The organism is Streptomyces sp. NPDC090088, from assembly GCF_044747345.1.
GTDB lineage: Bacteria > Actinomycetota > Actinomycetes > Streptomycetales > Streptomycetaceae > Streptomyces.
The window spans coordinates 765,268-780,463 of record NZ_JBIVDZ010000002.1; the positions used below are offsets into that span (position 1 = coordinate 765,268).

12 protein-coding genes are annotated in these 15,196 nt (G+C 71.2%); 7 read left to right on the forward strand and 5 right to left on the reverse strand.

Annotated features, from left to right (window positions below; all coding sequences use genetic code 11):
* The first annotated feature begins 141 nt into the window (after positions 1 to 141).
* The 3 genes from ACIPSJ_RS12225 to ACIPSJ_RS12235 all read left to right on the forward strand — a co-directional run bounded on the left by ACIPSJ_RS12225 (position 142) and on the right by ACIPSJ_RS12235 (position 4,627).
* Positions 142 to 1,080: an NAD(P)-dependent oxidoreductase gene (locus ACIPSJ_RS12225; protein WP_359227293.1), complete on the forward strand. Its 939-nt coding sequence runs from the start codon at positions 142 to 144 to the stop codon at positions 1,078 to 1,080.
* Positions 1,077 to 1,988: an RNA polymerase sigma-70 factor gene (locus ACIPSJ_RS12230; protein ID WP_359227295.1), complete on the forward strand. Its 912-nt coding sequence runs from the start codon at positions 1,077 to 1,079 to the stop codon at positions 1,986 to 1,988. Before ACIPSJ_RS12225 ends, ACIPSJ_RS12230 begins: the two co-directional genes overlap by 4 nt.
* A 203-nt stretch (positions 1,989 to 2,191) precedes the next feature.
* Positions 2,192 to 4,627 carry a transglycosylase domain-containing protein gene (locus tag ACIPSJ_RS12235; protein ID WP_401345376.1) on the forward strand — a complete coding sequence of 812 codons (2,436 nt, stop codon included), beginning with the start codon at positions 2,192 to 2,194 and terminating at the stop codon, positions 4,625 to 4,627.
* 117 nt (positions 4,628 to 4,744) lie between these two features.
* Here ACIPSJ_RS12235 and ACIPSJ_RS12240 read toward each other — a convergent pair whose 3' ends face one another.
* From ACIPSJ_RS12240 to ACIPSJ_RS12250, 3 genes are all read right to left on the reverse strand, one after another.
* Entirely contained in the window at positions 4,745 to 6,838 is a 2,094-nt protein-coding gene (locus ACIPSJ_RS12240) for a SpoIIE family protein phosphatase (protein ID WP_359222902.1), read from the reverse strand.
* Positions 6,839 to 7,142: 304 nt separating this feature from the next.
* Entirely contained in the window at positions 7,143 to 7,856 is a 714-nt protein-coding gene (locus ACIPSJ_RS12245) for a DUF402 domain-containing protein (RefSeq protein WP_355726084.1), read from the reverse strand.
* A gap of 84 nt (positions 7,857 to 7,940) precedes the next feature.
* The gene (locus tag ACIPSJ_RS12250; protein WP_359222899.1) at positions 7,941 to 9,326 is read right to left on the reverse strand and encodes a class II fumarate hydratase; all 1,386 of its coding nucleotides are present in this window, start codon (positions 9,324 to 9,326) and stop codon (positions 7,941 to 7,943) included.
* Positions 9,327 to 9,512: 186 nt separating this feature from the next.
* Between ACIPSJ_RS12250 and ACIPSJ_RS12255 the strand changes: the two genes are divergently transcribed.
* Complete coding sequence (locus ACIPSJ_RS12255; protein WP_359222897.1) at positions 9,513 to 9,881, forward strand: hypothetical protein; 369 nt, start codon at positions 9,513 to 9,515, stop codon at positions 9,879 to 9,881.
* A 249-nt stretch (positions 9,882 to 10,130) separates the two neighbouring features.
* Here the strand turns inward: ACIPSJ_RS12255 and ACIPSJ_RS12260 are convergent, their stop codons facing one another.
* A complete protein-coding gene (locus tag ACIPSJ_RS12260) occupies positions 10,131 to 11,798 on the reverse strand; it encodes a fumarate hydratase (protein WP_393794966.1) in 1,668 nt (555 codons plus the stop codon).
* 191 nt (positions 11,799 to 11,989) lie between these two features.
* Here ACIPSJ_RS12260 and ACIPSJ_RS12265 point away from each other — a divergent pair, with 191 nt between their 5' ends.
* Positions 11,990 to 12,691 carry a DUF1707 domain-containing protein gene (locus ACIPSJ_RS12265; RefSeq protein WP_401345380.1) on the forward strand — a complete coding sequence of 234 codons (702 nt, stop codon included), beginning with the start codon at positions 11,990 to 11,992 and terminating at the stop codon, positions 12,689 to 12,691.
* 152 nt (positions 12,692 to 12,843) lie between these two features.
* The gene (locus tag ACIPSJ_RS12270) at positions 12,844 to 13,227 is read left to right on the forward strand and encodes a WhiB family transcriptional regulator (protein ID WP_359222892.1); all 384 of its coding nucleotides are present in this window, start codon (positions 12,844 to 12,846) and stop codon (positions 13,225 to 13,227) included.
* A 236-nt stretch (positions 13,228 to 13,463) separates the two neighbouring features.
* Here ACIPSJ_RS12270 and glpX read toward each other — a convergent pair whose 3' ends face one another.
* Entirely contained in the window at positions 13,464 to 14,501 is a 1,038-nt protein-coding gene (gene glpX, locus ACIPSJ_RS12275; protein ID WP_355718223.1) for a class II fructose-bisphosphatase, read from the reverse strand.
* 126 nt (positions 14,502 to 14,627) lie between these two features.
* Between glpX and ACIPSJ_RS12280 the strand changes: the two genes are divergently transcribed.
* Positions 14,628 to 15,152: a DUF4245 domain-containing protein gene (locus tag ACIPSJ_RS12280; protein WP_359222891.1), complete on the forward strand. Its 525-nt coding sequence runs from the start codon at positions 14,628 to 14,630 to the stop codon at positions 15,150 to 15,152.
* Positions 15,153 to 15,196 lie beyond the last annotated feature (44 nt).

Consider the following 15,196-nt stretch of genomic DNA (forward strand, 5'->3'; position numbering starts at 1 on the left):
AGTTCATGGCCGGGCGTGTGTCCCCGCAGGTGGGGCCCGATTGTCACGGTTCCGCGACAGCGGGGACCCGCGCGATGTCACAGGAGCGTGGGCCTGCCTCGTCATCTCCTTCGTGAGTAGGTTTCCCGGATCCGGAAGGTGATGACCGTGCGGGTGTTCGTGGCAGGTGGCAGCGGGGTTCTGGGACGGCGGCTGGTGCCCCGGTTGGTGGCGCGGGGGCACCGGGTGACGGCCACGACGACCGGCGCGGCCAAGCTGGGGCTGCTGAGGGAACTGGGCGCGGACGGGGTCGTCATGGACGGCCTGGACGCGCTGTCGGTCGGGGCGGCGGTGGCCGAGGCCCGCCCGGACGTGATCGTGCACCAGCTGACCGCGATCTCCGCGGCGCACGCCGGCAAGCCCGACATCAAGCACCCCGACCGCTGGTTCGCCCTCACCAACCGGCTGCGCACCGAGGGCACCGACCATCTGCTGGCCGCCGCCGAGGCGACCGGCGTCCCCCATGTCGTCGCCCAGAGCCACGCCAGCTGGAACGGCATCCGCGAGGGCGGCTGGGTGAAGACGGAGGAGGACCCGCTGGACCTGATGGAGGGAACGCCCGCGCACGGCGGCATGCTGGCCCTGCGTCACCTGGAGGAGGCGGTGCTGCGGGCCGGCGGCGCGGCCCTGCGCTACGGCGCCTTCTACGGCCCGGACGCCATCGACGACCAGGTGACCCTGGTCCGCAGGCGCCAGTACCCCCTGGTCGGCCGGGCCACCGGCCACAGCAGCTGGATCCACCTCGACGACGCGGCCGACGCCACCGTGCTGGCCGTCGAGCAGAAGGCGCGGGGCCTGTTCAACATCGTCGACGACGAACCGGCGGCGGCCGCCGACTGGCTGCCGTATCTCGCCGAGTGCGCCGGGGCGAAGCGGCCGTACCGGGTGCCGGTCTGGCTGGCCCGGCTGCTGGCCGGCGAACAGGCGGTGGTGATCATGACCCAGGGGCGCGGCTTCTCCAACGCCAAGGCCCGGCGGGAGCTCGGCTGGGAGCCGCGGTACCCGTCCTGGCGGCAGGGGTTCAAGGAGGAGCTGGCATGAGCCCGGAGGAGGAGTTCGAGGAACTGCGTCCGCTGCTGTTCGCGATCTCGTACCGCATCCTGGGCAGCGTCGGCGAGGCCGAGGACGCCGTCCAGGACACCTGGCTGCGCTGGACGGCCGCCGCGACACGGCCCGCCTCGACCCGGGCCTATCTCTCCGCCGTGGTCACCCGGATCTCGATCGACGTCCTGCGCTCGGCCCGGGTACGGCGCGAGGAGTACGTCGGCGCGTGGTTCCCCGAGCCGCTGCTGACCGACCCCTACCAGGACCCGGAGCGCTCCGCCCAGCTGGCCGACTCGGTCTCGATGGCGGCCCTGCTCCTCCTGGAACGGCTCTCCCCGCTGGAGCGGGCGGTCTTCGTCCTGCGCGAGGTGTTCGGCTTCTCCTTCGCCGAGGTCGCCACGGCCGTGGAGCGCACGGAGGCGGCCTGCCGGCAGCTCGCCGTCCGCGCCCGCCGCCACATGGAGGCCGGCCGCCCCCGCTTCGAGGCCGACCGCAAGGAGCGCGAGGAGCTCGCCGGACGCTTCTTCGACGCGTTCCGCGAAGGAGACGTGGAAGGCCTGCGGGCGCTGCTGGCGGCCGACGTCCGGGTGACCGGCGACGCGGGCGGCAAGGCGCCGCTGTGGGGCGAGGCCCCGCTCGTCGGCGCGGCCCGGGTGGCCGAGGTGATGGAGGTGATCCTGCGCCGGTTCCGCGCGGCGGGCGCCGTACTGGAGCCGCACGAGGTGAACGGGCGGCCGGGCGCGGTCCTCCGCGACCGCGCGGGCAGGGTCGTCAGCGTCATGGCCCTCGACATCGCCGACGGCCGCGTCCAGGCCATCCGCTCGGTCCTCAACCCGGACAAGCTGGGGCATGTGGGGCCGGTGGCGGATGCCTGGGCGCTGTCCAGGGAGGCGGGACCGCACTGACGGGGATCCCGAGGCAACCCTGCGCCCGCTCTGCTCGTCGGTTCCGTTGGACGGGGTGCTGATTGTCACGTCCGTAAAAGGACGGATCGTGCGCTCTTTGTCATAGACAGCGGTGTTAGTTTGCTGGACTGACCTGAGCCACGTACTTGTGTGACACCCGTACACACGTGTGACAGCCGAGACGAAGCGGAGCAGACGGACCCATGGGACGAGCGGAAGAGAGAAAAGCGCGACAGCGCGGCGGCCGCCGCGCCGCGCCGCCCCGGGGCCGCCCGTCGCAGCAGCCCGAGCCCGAGACGCCGGCGACGGCGGGCACCACCACCGCGGTGGTCGAGTCGCCGGAGGCCGAGGGCGGCACCCGCGCGGAGCGCCGCCGGGCCGCCGCCAAGAAGCCCGGCAAGGACGGGAAGAGCGCCAAGGTCGGCAAGGACGGCAAGCCGGTCCGGGGCCGGATACGCCGGCTGTTCACCTGGAAGAAGATGCTCGGCGCGTTCTTCGCCTGCTGTCTGCTCGGCATCGGCGCGTTCATCCTGCTGTACGTGATGGTGGGCGTCCCCGAGGGCAACGCGCTCGCCCAGACCCAGAGCAACGTCTACAAGTACAGCGACGGCTCGGTCCTCGCCCGCAAGGGCACCGTCAACCGCGAGATCGTGGACCTCTCCAAGGTCCCGAAGGAGGTCCAGCACACCTTCGTCGCGGCGGAGAACAAGACCTTCTACAACGACAACGGCATCGACCTGAAGGGCATGGCCCGCGGCCTCTACAACACCGTGCGCGGCCGCGGCACCCAGGGCGGTTCGACGATCACCCAGCAGTACGTCAAGAACTACTACCTCGACCAGGACCAGACCGTCACGCGCAAGCTGAAGGAACTGGTCATCTCGCTGAAGGTGGACCGCGAGAAGTCCAAGGACGACATCCTCGCCGGCTACATCAACACCAGCTACTACGGCCGGGGCGCCTACGGCATCCAGGCCGCCGCCCAGGCCTACTACCGCGTCGACGCCCAGGACCTCAACGTCCAGCAGGGCGCCTATCTGGCCGCGCTGCTGCAGGCGCCGAGCCAGTACGACTGGGCGGTGGCCGGGCCCATCGGCAAGAAGCTGGTGAAGCAGCGCTGGAACTACGTCCTGGACAACATGGTCGGCCAGGGCTGGCTCGACAAGTCCAAGCGGGACGGCCTGCAGTTCCCGATCCCCAAGGCCCCGAAGGCCGCCTCCGGTCTGGAGGGCCAGAAGGGCTACCTGGTCGAACTGGCCAACACGCAGCTGGAGAACCAGCTGATGAAGGCCCAGAACATCACCAGGTCCGAGGCGGAGGCCCTGGTCGTCGACCAGGGCTGGACGATCACCCTGAACATCGACCCGAAGAAGCAGACCAAGCTGGAGGCGGCCGTCAAGAGCCAGCTCACCAGCAAGCTCGACGGCAAGAAGCGCAAGGTCGACAAGAACGTCCAGGCCGGCGCCGTCTCCGTCGACCCCAAGACCGGCAAGATCGTCGCCCTGTACGGCGGTGTCGACTACTACAAGCACTACACGAACAACGCGACCCGCGCCGACTACCAGCCGGCCTCCACCTTCAAGCCGATCATCCTCGCCGCCGCGGTCGACCAGAACGCCGAGACGCAGGACGGCAAGGCGATCAACGCCAACACGATCTACGACGGCACCAGCGGCCGCGCGGTCAAGGGCAGCGACATCGCCTTCGCACCGCCGAACGAGGACGACGCCGACTACGGCAACATCACCGTGCAGACGGCGATGAACAAGTCCGTCAACTCGGTGTTCGCGCAGATGGGCGTGGACGTCGGCATGAAGAACGTGCTGAAGACCGCCGACGACCTCGGCCTGGACACCACCGACCTCCAGGCGGTGCCCGCGATGACCCTGGGCTCCATGGGCGCGAGCCCGCTGGAGATGGCCGCGGTGTACGCCACCCTCGACAACCACGGGGCGAAGGTGACCCCGTCGATCCTCGCGTCGGCCGAGAAGACCGGCAAGAAGGTCGACCTGCCGAACCCGATCGGCGGCCAGGTCATCAGCCGCACCACGGCCGACCAGGTGACCTCGGTGCTCACCGGTGTGGTCGACGACGGTACGGCCAAGGTCTCGGTGGCCCAGAACCCGCTGCGCAAGGGCCAGCAGGTGGCCGGCAAGACGGGTACGTCCGACAGCAACAAGTCGGCCTGGTTCACCGGCTACACGCCCGACCTGGTCACCTCGGTCGGCCTGTTCGGCGAGGACGCCAAGACCCACAACCAGGTCTCGCTGACCGGCGCCACGGGTCTGATCCCCGGAACCGGCCGGATCAACGGTGGCGGCTACCCGGCACAGATCTGGGCGGCGTACACCTTCGGCGTCACGAAGAAGCAGAAGTTCGACCTGAACACCACGCTGGGCGCGGCGGTCAAGCCGACGGCGACCCCGACGTACAGCTCGACTCCGTCGGAAACCCCGTCCGAGACCCCCAGCCAGACCCCGACCAAGTCCGCGACCCCGTCCCAGACCCCGTCGCAGACCCCGAGCCAGACCCCGACCAAGTCCGCGGCCCCGACCACCACCGCCCCCTCCACCCCGGAGGAGACCCCGACGGGCGGCATCACGGACAACCCGCTGGACCCGGCGGCGGACGGCCAGTAGCCCGGAGCGTCGTGGTCGCGCGCGCAGTTCCCCGCGCCACTTCAGGGGCGCGGGGAACTGCGCGACCAGCCACAGCCGGTCCGCAGTTCCCCGACGACCTCAAGCCCGCCTGGGGCGCTACCTGTTCAGCTCGAACCAGACGACCTTCCCGGTGCTGAGCCGGGTCGCTCCCCACCGTCTGGCCAGTCTGTTGACGAGGTACAGGCCCCGGCCGCCCTCGTCCGTCGCCCGTGCCTGCCGCAGCCGCGGCAACTGGGGCACGTCGTCGCCCACCTCGCACCGCAGCACATCGGTCCGCAGCAGCCGCAGCGTCACCGGCCGCGAGGCGTACCGCACCGCGTTGGTGACGACCTCACTGACCAGGAGCTCGACGGAGTCGGAGAGTTCCTCCAGCCCCCAGCGGGCCAGCGCCCGCCGCGCGAGCCGCCGGGCCCGGCCCGGCGCCGCGTCCTCCGGCTCCAGGAACCAGTACGCGACGTCGCTCGGCGCGATCCCGTCGAACCGGGCCGCGAGCAGCGCGATGTCGTCGTCCCGGTCACCCGGCCCGAGCATGTCGAGCACCTCGTCGCACAGCGCCTCGAGCGGCGGCGGATGATCCGGCCCGGTCAGCTGGGCCGTCGCGGCCAGCTTCTCCCGCAGCTGCTCTATGCCGGTCCACACGTCCCGCAGCCGGGACTCCACCAGACCGTCGGTGTACAGCAGCAGCGTCGCCCCGGCCGGCGCGTCCAGCTCCACCGCCTCGAAGTCGACCCCGCCGACCCCGATCGGCGCCCCGGCCGGCACCCGCAGCACCTCGGCGCGCCCGCCCAGATGCAGCAGCACCGGCGGCGGATGCCCGGCGTTGGCGATGGTGATGCGGTGCGAGACCGGGTCGTAGACGGCGTACAGGCAGGTCGCCATCCGGTCGGAACCGAGCCGCTGGGCCTGCTCGTCGAGGTGGTGCAGCACCTCCTGCGGCGGCAGGTCGAGCCCGGCGAGCGTCTGGGCCGTCGTCCGCAGCTGCCCCATGATGGCCGCCGACGTCATCGAGTGGCCCATCACATCGCCCACGACCAGCGCCACCCGGCTGCCCGGCAGCGGGATCGCGTCGTACCAGTCACCACCGACCCGCGCGGTCTCCGCGGCCGGCAGATAGCGCGAGGCCAGCCGCACGCCCGTGGCGCTCGGCAGGTTCTCCGGCAGCATGGTGCGCTGCAGCTCGTCGGCGATGTAGGCCTCCCGGCCGTACAGCACCGCCTTGTCGATGCCCAGCGCGCTGTGCGTGGCCAGCTGGGCGGCGACCAGCAGGTCGTCCGTCTCGAACGCGAGCCGCTCCGGACGGCGCAGGAACAGCGCCGCGCCGATCACCCGGCGGCGGCCGCGCAGCGGCGCGAGGATCGCGTGCTGGGCGCCCGGTACGAGCGCCTCGTTGCCCTCGCCGAGGAGTTCGGGGAGGGCGGCGCGCGCGGCGGGCGAGTCGGCGAAGACCGGCCGTACGCCCCGCAGCACCTCGTTCAGCGCGCCGCCCGGCCGTACCTCGCACAGCTCCGCGGTGAGCGCGGCCAGGCCGATGTCGGCCGGGTCCGGCTCCGGCACCGGCAGCTGCGGGAAGCCGCCCTCGGTGTCCCGCTCCTCCGGGATCCGGTCGGTGCGGCGCAGCCGCAGCACCACCGGACCGACCGGCCGCTCGTCGCCGACCGGCAGCGGGTCGCGCAGATAGACCAGGATCGCGTCCGAGAAGGTCGGCACGGTCGCCCGGCACAGCCCCATCACGATCTCGTCGAGATCGATGCCCCGGGCGATCCGCCGGGTCGCGGCGCCCACGAACCGCAGCCGGTCGCCGTCCCGCCGCATCGGCATCGGCCGGCCGGGCGGCACCCCGCGTCCGCTGCGGCGCTCCTGGGAGCCCACCGCCCGCTCCGGCTCGGCGCCGGGCTGCGGGGGGATGCCCTCCGGGGTGGGGCGCGGCCGGTGTGGGTCGGGCTCAGCGCTGGTGGGCTGGGCGTGCTCGGGGCCGTTGACGGAGTGCTCCTTGGACGTACTGGTACCGGGACCGGAGGGCGTCTCGCCCGCGCGGGCCTGCGCCGGTAAGGCGGCGGCGCCGAGCGGCGGGGACTGCGCCTGGGTCTGTCCCTGTGGTGGTGGCTGCGAGGAACGCAGGAGCGCCCCGCGGGCCTGAGCGGGGTCGGCGCCCGGCTGTGGGCGCTCGTAGGAGGTGGGGTGCTCCGTCACGCGAGTCGAATCCGTCCGTCCGGGGCTGCGCGCCGCGCGCGCAGATGGTCCCGCCGAAGTCCCGATACCCGGATTAGGTGCCCCAGGAACGGAATTCCGGCGTGGCTGGAGGCTGTTCCTGTGCCACCGGCGAACGATCTGCGGCCCGCGCCCCGTTCGCCCGTGCTGCCCTCGTACCCCTCGCTCACGTCCTGCCGCCCCTCGGTGACGTTCGGTCAAGCCCGGCGCATGATCCGGGAGTTGTGCTCGCGCTTCCTTGCGGAGGACGATCCTACGGTTGTGGACCGGGGGCGCATCAAGGGTCTCATGAGGACACGTGCGCGGGCGTACGGTCCCAGTCCTCCGGCAGTGACGGTACCGCCCAGGACGGGTCCGGGCGCCAGTGCTGCCAGCCGTCCGAGAAAGGCGGCTCCCAGGCCCGTACGGCGGAGACCGCGGCCAGGCCCGCCGCCCTCACTGTATCGGCCGTCTGAGCGTCCATCAGGCCGTCGCGCTGGGCCTGCGCGAACTCGTCCTCGTCGAGCCAGCGCCAACTGCGGTCCGGATGCACGGAGATGTCCAGGAAGTGGTCCTCCGAGTCCACTCCGCCGCCCCAACGGACCAGCGGCTGCTCAAGATTGACGTACCAGTTCTTGAACCGCCAGCCCGGCTCCCAGAACAGCCACACCGACCAGGGCTGACCGGGCCGGGCCAGCTTCAGCACGCCCGTGCCGTGCCAGTGGCCGCGGGTGACGGACCGGGGCTTGGTGTAGCGGGACTCCAGCGGCTCCTCGCCGACCGACGAGCCGTCGGCGAGCACGGGCCGGACGCACTCGGTGCCGGGGGCCAGCCAGACGGCGAGCAGCTCCTCGTCGTCCCGGACGACGGTGACGGGGCGCGCGATGTGGAAGCCGGGCCCGGCGTTCTCCCGGTACCGCCACAGGATCCGGCTACCGGGTGTCCAGAAACCGGTCCCGTTGCCGGTCGCACCGCCCGTTTCCCCGCGCGTCACGCGTCTCACCGCTCCACCGTCTGCCATGCACAGATATTAGGTGCCACAGGCATACGACGCTGCGGCGGACGTCACGGTTCTGGCCGGGCGGCGCGAAACGTTCGTACCCGGTTACGGCCGCGTCATCCGCAGGACATCCAGCGCCTCGTCCAGCTGCCGAACGGTCAGGTCGCCCCGCTCGACGTACCCGCCGTCGAGGACGACCTCGCGGATCGTCCTACGTTCCGCCAGCGCCTTCTTGGCCACCTTGGCGGCCTCCTCGTACCCGATGTACTTGTTGAGCGGCGTGACCACGGACGGCGAGGACTCGGCGTACTCCCGGGCCCGCTCCCGGTTCGCGGTGATCCCGTCCACGGTCCGGTCGGCCAGCAGCCGCGACACGTTGGCGAGCAGCCGGACGGACTCCAGCACGTTCTTGCCGATGACCGGAAGCATCACGTTGAGCTCGAAGTTGCCGGCCGCCCCGGCCACCGCGATGGTCTGGTCGTTCCCGATCACCTGCGCGGCCACCATCAACACCGCCTCGGGGATGACCGGGTTGACCTTGCCCGGCATGATCGAGGACCCCGGCTGCAGATCCGGCAGGGCGATCTCGGCGAGCCCGGTGCGCGGCCCCGAGGCCATCCAGCGCAGGTCGTTGGCGATCTTCGTCAGGCCGACCGCGACGGTCCGCAGCTGCCCGCTGGTCTCCACGATCCCGTCCCGGGCGCCCTGTGCCTCGAAGTGGTCGCGGGCCTCGGTGAACGGCAGCCCGGTGGCCCGCGCGACCTCCTCGATCACGGCGGCGGAGAAGCCGGGCGGGGTGTTGATCCCGGTCCCGACGGCGGTGCCGCCCAGCGGCAGCTCGGCGAGCCGGGGCAGCGAGGCCCGCAGCCGCTCGACCCCGTACCGCACCTGCGCGGCGTACCCGCCGAACTCCTGTCCCAGGGTCACCGGCGTCGCGTCCATCAGATGGGTCCGCCCGGACTTCACCACGTCGGCGAACTCCTCGGACTTCCTGGTGAGCGCGTCCGCGAGGTGTTCGAGGGCCGGGATCAGGTCCCGGGTCACGGCGGCGGTGGCGGCGATGTGGATCGACGACGGGAACACGTCGTTGGACGACTGCGAGGCGTTGACGTGGTCGTTCGGGTGGACGTCCCGCCCGAGCCGCTCGGTCGCGAGCGTCGCCAGGACCTCGTTGGTGTTCATGTTCGAGGAGGTCCCGGAGCCCGTCTGGAAGACGTCCACGGGGAACTGGTCGTCCCAGCGCCCCTCCGCCACCTCGGCCGCCGCCTCCTCGATCGCCCGGGCCAGGTCCTTGTCGACCACCCCCAGCTCGGCGTTCACCTTGGCCGCCGCCCCCTTGATCCGGGCCAGCGCCTCGATGTGCGCGCGCTCGATCCGCTGCCCGGAGACCGGGAAGTTCTCGACGGCCCGCTGCGTCTGGGCCCGCCACTTGGCGTGGGCGGGGACCCGGACCTCGCCCATGGAGTCGTGTTCGATGCGGTAGTCGCTCATGCCCTTGTCAGCGATCGGGACGCGGCGGTTGTTCCGGACCGTGGGCCCATTGGCACCACCGGCTTCACCGGGTCGGGGGACCGGGCCCCCGCCCGCCGGGCGGTACATCACAAACAAATGTGACGATCAGCCCAAAGGTGGCCCGGCGACTCCCGCCGCCACCACGGCTGGCAGGAGGACCGATCGATGCACTTCACTCCCAAGGGTCTGCTCGGCGCCATCGCGGCGGTGTCCATAGGCGCGGCGACCCTGCTGGGTGCGGGAGCCGGCACCGCCGGCGCCGCGGGCCGAACGGTCCACTGCGACCGCGCCGAACGCCCCGTCTGGAGCGGCGACCCCAGCCGCAACATGACCGGCCACGGCTGCAGCCTGCCCTCCGGCGAGCGCCGCTGGTACCGCGTCGACATCGACGACCTCGTCGAGGCCCACCACACGACGGACTACCTCGCCGGCCCGGTCGACCACACCGAGAAGCTCCACGACCGCACCATCCGCTGCATGGGCTACACCGCCGACGGCGACACGGTGAACTGGTTCGGCTGCATCCCGCACTGAGGCGAGACCCCACCCCCGGCCCTGGCACCACCCAGCCCATCCGGCGTCCGAGGGCGAGGGCCGGTCCGCATCCCTCCCAGCCCGTCCGGCGTTTGAGGACGAGGGCCGCTCCGTATCCCTCCCAGCCCGTCCGGCGTTTGAGGACGAGGCCGTTCAGGCCGAAGCGGGGGGTGAGGGGGGCGCGGCCCCCTGGGATGGGACGGGTAGGGGCGGCGGGGGCGGGATCCGCTCCCCGCCGCACCCGAGGTGTTACGCCAGCCCGGGACCCCGGACCGGAATCGTCGTGAACGTCGGCGCGGGCGCCGGGTCCTGGAAGAAGTCGTTCCCCTTGTCGTCGACGACGACGAACGCCGGGAAGTCCTCGACCTCGATCTTCCAGACCGCCTCCATGCCGAGCTCCTCGTACTCGACGACCTCGACCTTCTTGATGCAGTCCTGGGCGAGCCGCGCGGCCGGGCCGCCGATGGAACCCAGGTAGAAGCCGCCGTGCGCACCGCACGCGTCGGTGACCTGCTTGCTGCGGTTGCCCTTGGCGAGCATCACCTTGGACCCGCCGGCGGCCTGGAACTGCTCGACGTAGGAGTCCATGCGGCCGGCCGTGGTCGGGCCGAAGGAACCGGACGCGTAGCCCTCGGGGGTCTTGGCCGGACCGGCGTAGTACACCGGGTGGTCCTTCAGGTACTGCGGCATCTCCTCGCCCGCGTCGAGCCGCTCCTTGATCTTGGCGTGCGCGATGTCACGGGCCACGACCAGCGGACCGGTGAGGGAGAGCCGGGTCTTCACCGGGTACTTGGTCAGCTCGGCGAGGATGTCGTCCATCGGCTGGTTGAGGTCGATCCGCACCACGTCCTCGTCGGACAGGTGCTCGTCGGTGGTCTCGGGCAGGAACCGCGCCGGGTCCCGCTCCAGCTGCTCCAGGAAGACGCCCTCGGCGGTGATCTTCGCGACGGCCTGCCGGTCGGCGGAGCAGGAGACCGCGATGGCGACCGGGCAGGACGCCCCGTGCCGCGGCAGCCGCACCACGCGCACGTCGTGGCAGAAGTACTTGCCGCCGAACTGCGCGCCGATCCCGATCCTCTGCGTCAGCTCGAAGACCTTCTGCTCCAGGTCCTTGTCCCGGAAGCCGTGCCCGAGCTCCGAGCCCTCGGCCGGGATCTCGTCCAGGTAGTGCGCGGAGGCGTACTTGGCGGTCTTCAGCGCGTACTCGGCGCTCGTGCCGCCGACGACGATCGCCAGGTGGTACGGCGGGCAGGCCGCCGTACCGAGGGAACGGATCTTCTCCTCCAGGAACTTCATCATGGAGGCCTCGTTGAGGACCGCCTTGGTCTCCTGGTAGAGGAAGGACTTGTTGGCGGAGCCGCCGCCCTTCGCCATGAAGAGGAACTTGTAGGCGCCGCCGTCGGTGGCGTACAGCTCGACCTGGGCCGGCAGGTTCGACCCGGTGTTCTTCTCCTCCCACATGGTGAGCGGAGCCATCTGCGAGTAGCGCAGGTTGAGGTTCAGGTACGCGTCGTAGATGCCGCGGCTCAGCGCCGCCTCGTCGCCGCCCTCGGTCAGCACGTTCTGCCCGCGCTTGCCCATCACGATCGCCGTGCCGGTGTCCTGGCACATCGGCAGCACACCCGCCGCCGCGATGTTCGCGTTCTTCAGCAGGTCGAGCGCGACGAACTTGTCGTTGCCCGACGCCTCCGGGTCGTCGATGATCCGGCGCAGCTGGGCGAGGTGGGCGGGCCGCAGGTAGTGCTGGATGTCGTGGATCGCCTCCTCGGCGAGCTTGCGCAGCGCCTCCGGCTCCACCTTGAGGAACGTCCGCCCGTCCGGTCCCTCGACGGTGGACACACCCTCCGAGGTCACCAGCCGGTACGGGGTGGTGTCCTCGCCCTGGGGGAGCAGATCGGTATACGCGAACTCAGGCATCTCAGCCCATTCCTCACTCTGACGGACGGCCGCCCGCCGACGCTGGCGGGCGCTCACCAGCGTAGAACCTGCCGCCGGCGGAGAGCCTGTGAGGTAAGGCTCAGTTCGAGGACCGTGCGAAACGGCACGGGTTTTCCACAGGTCGCGACGAGGGGTAGTCGCGATCTATCGCGTTTCGGTACGCTGCTGCCGTGGACCTTCAGAAGCAGACCCTTCAGGAGCGTGCCGGAGCGCCGGTGGCCGAGCTGCGCGCCTCGGACGCCGACCGTGACCGCATCGCCGACATCCTGCGCGAGGCCCTCGCCGAGGGGCGCCTGACCGCCGACGAGCACGCCGAGCGCGTGGAGGGGGTGCTGGGCGCCAAGACGGTGGGCGAGCTGGAGGTCTTCATACGGGACCTGCCCGCGGCCCACGCCCGCCCGGCTGCCCCGGCCTACACCCCGGTCCCGCCCCGGCCGACGCCCGGCGCCATCCCCGTCGAGGCGGACAGCAACGTGGTGGCGGTCTTCAGCAGCGCCCGCCGCCGCGGCCGCTGGCGGGCGGGCCGCCGGCTGCACGCGTACGCCGTCTTCGGCTCGATCGAGCTCGACCTCACCGAGGCGATCTTCGAGTACCAGCAGGTCGTCATCAAGGCCGTCTCGGTCTTCGGCGACGTCCAGATCCGCGTCCCGGAGAACGTGTCGCTGCGCGGCACCGGCGGCGGGGTGCTCGGCAACTTCGAGGCGGACACCCTGGACTCGGTCGACCCCGACGCCCCAGTCGTCTACATCGACGGCTGGGCCGTCCTCGGCAACGTGGAGGCGCGGCCGAAGCGCGGGAAGTTCATCGAGGACATCCTGGAGCGGGTGCACGACAAGGTCGACAGGAAGTTGCGCAAACACCTGGACCGTTGACGGTCGCGAATCTCTCCGCGGCGAGCGGCGCCCGGGGGTGTGAACGGGCCGCCGCACCACGGCCGTTGGGGACGCTGTGCATAGGCCCGCGCACAGCGGGTAGGCCTTGCTGCATCGTCTCTCGCTCGCGAAGCCGTCGTCAGGAGTAGACCGTGCTGCAACCGCCGCATTCGTCCCTGCAGGTCGCTGCCGTTCCGGCCCAGCGGGTGCCGGTGCGGGACAGGGACCAAGACGCCCCCTGGCACACCGAGGCGGTGTGCCGGCGCGACGAGGCTGGCCTGTTCTTCGCACCCTCCAAGGAGCCCACCGCCGCCCGGCTGTCCCGGGAGGAGGCGGCCAAGCGGGTCTGTGCCCGCTGCCCGGTGATGGTCGAGTGCCGCGAACACGCGCTGCTCCAGCCCGAGCCCTACGGCGTCTGGGGCGGCCTCACCGCCGCCGAACGCCGCGTGGTCCTCGCTCGCCGCAGGCGCCGCGACATGGAGCTGAAGAAGGCGGCACGAGCGACGACGGCGAACCGCATACCCCAAGCAGGCTGACGAAAAGGCGCCCTCTCCGCACAGAGGGCGCCTTTCGACTTGCCTCGGGGACAGCGCGTCCCATAGGGGCGTGGGGCTGTGCCGATCTGCGGCTGCCGCCGCGTGGGCGCGACCAGCGGCACCTCGCAGCCCCCTCAGGCGCAACCCCCTAGGGGCGCGGGGAACGGCGCGACCAGCCACCACGCACCCGCAGTCGCCGACATACCCGCAGTCCCACCCCCGAAGGCGCCGCAGCCCTACTTCGCCTTGTCGAAATCGATCGTGCTGTACGCCCGCAGCTTGCGCAGCCGATGCTCGGAGTCGATCCGCCGCACCGTCCCCGACTTCGACCGCATCACGATCGACTCGGTGAGCGCGGTCTCCGACCGGTACCGCACACCGCGCAGCAGCTCCCCGTCGGTGATCCCGGTCGCGACGAAGAACACGTTCTCCCCGGTCACCAGGTCCTCCGTGGTCAGCACCCGGTCCAGATCGTGCCCGGCGTCGATCGCCCGCTGCCGCTCCGCGTCGTCCTTGGGCCACAGCTTGCCCTGGATGGTCCCGCCCAGGCACTTCACCGCGCACGCCGAGATGATGCCCTCGGGCGTGCCGCCGATACCGAGCAGCATGTCGACGCCGGTGCCCTCGCGGAGCGCGTAGATCGAGCCGGCGACGTCACCGTCGGAGATCAGCTTGATGCGGGCCCCGGCCTCCCGGATCTCCTTGATGATCCCTTCGTGCCGCGGCCGGTCCAGGACGACCACGGTCACGCCTTCCGGCGAGGACCGCTTCGCCTTGGCGACCCGGCGGATGTTGACGGAGATGGGCGCGTTGATGTCGACGAAGTCCGCCGCCTCCGGGCCCGTGACCAGCTTGTCCATGTAGAACACGGCGGACGGGTCGAACATGGCCCCGCGCTCGGTCGCGGCCAGCACGGAGATCGCGTTGGGCATGCCCTTCGCGGTCAGCGTCGTCCCGTCGATCGGGTCGACGGCGATGTCGACCTCGGGACCGGTTCCGTCACCGACGTGCTCCCCGTTGAAGAGCATCGGCGCTTCGTCCTTCTCGCCCTCGCCGATGACGACCACGCCGTTCATCGACACGGTGGAGACGAGGGTCCGCATGGCGCGCACGGCGGCACCGTCGGCGCCGTTCTTGTCGCCGCGGCCCACCCAGCGACCCGCCGCCATCGCGGCGGCCTCGGTCACCCGGACGAGCTCCAGGGCGAGGTTGCGGTCGGGGGCCTCGGAGGGGACATCGAGTTCGGACGGCAGGTGATGATGATTCTCGGTCATCGGAGCGCACCTTTCTGATACGACGACGGCCGGATGAGGGTTTCCCGTCGACTCTATCGTCAGGCTGACAAAATGAGCAGGGGACCCCACGGATGAGCGCAAGGGGCACCTGCGACGATAGGGGGCGTGGCAGGCACGAACGGCAAGCAGAAGACGGTCCGGGACATGATTCTCTCCCTGGCCCTGATCGGTCTCGCGGCGGGCTTCATCTACCTGCTCGTCCCGCACGACGATCACGCTCCCGACATCCAGCGCGTCGACTACCGGGTCGAGCTGCTGACGGCACGGCGCGCGGCGAGCTATCCGGTCGCCGCGCCGGAGGGCCTGTCCGCCGGCTGGAAGGCGACCTCGGTCCGTTTCCAGGGCGAGGACGGCGACCGCTGGCACCTCGGCTACCAGACCCCCGACGGTCAGTACGTCCAGATCGAGCAGTCCACTCAGAAGCCCGCGGACTTCATCACCGACGCCAGCCAGGGCGCGACGGCCACGAAGAGGACCGAGAAGATCGGCGACCGCACCTGGACGCACTACACCGGCGGCCGCTACGACGCCCTGGTGCTGGACGGCAGCCACGGTTCCACCACGGTGGTGGCCGGCACCGCCTCCTTCACCCAGCTGACGAAGATGGCCGCGGCGCTGAAGATGTCCTGACGCCCCTGTCCTGACGCTCCTGTCCCGATGTCCCTGACCTGACG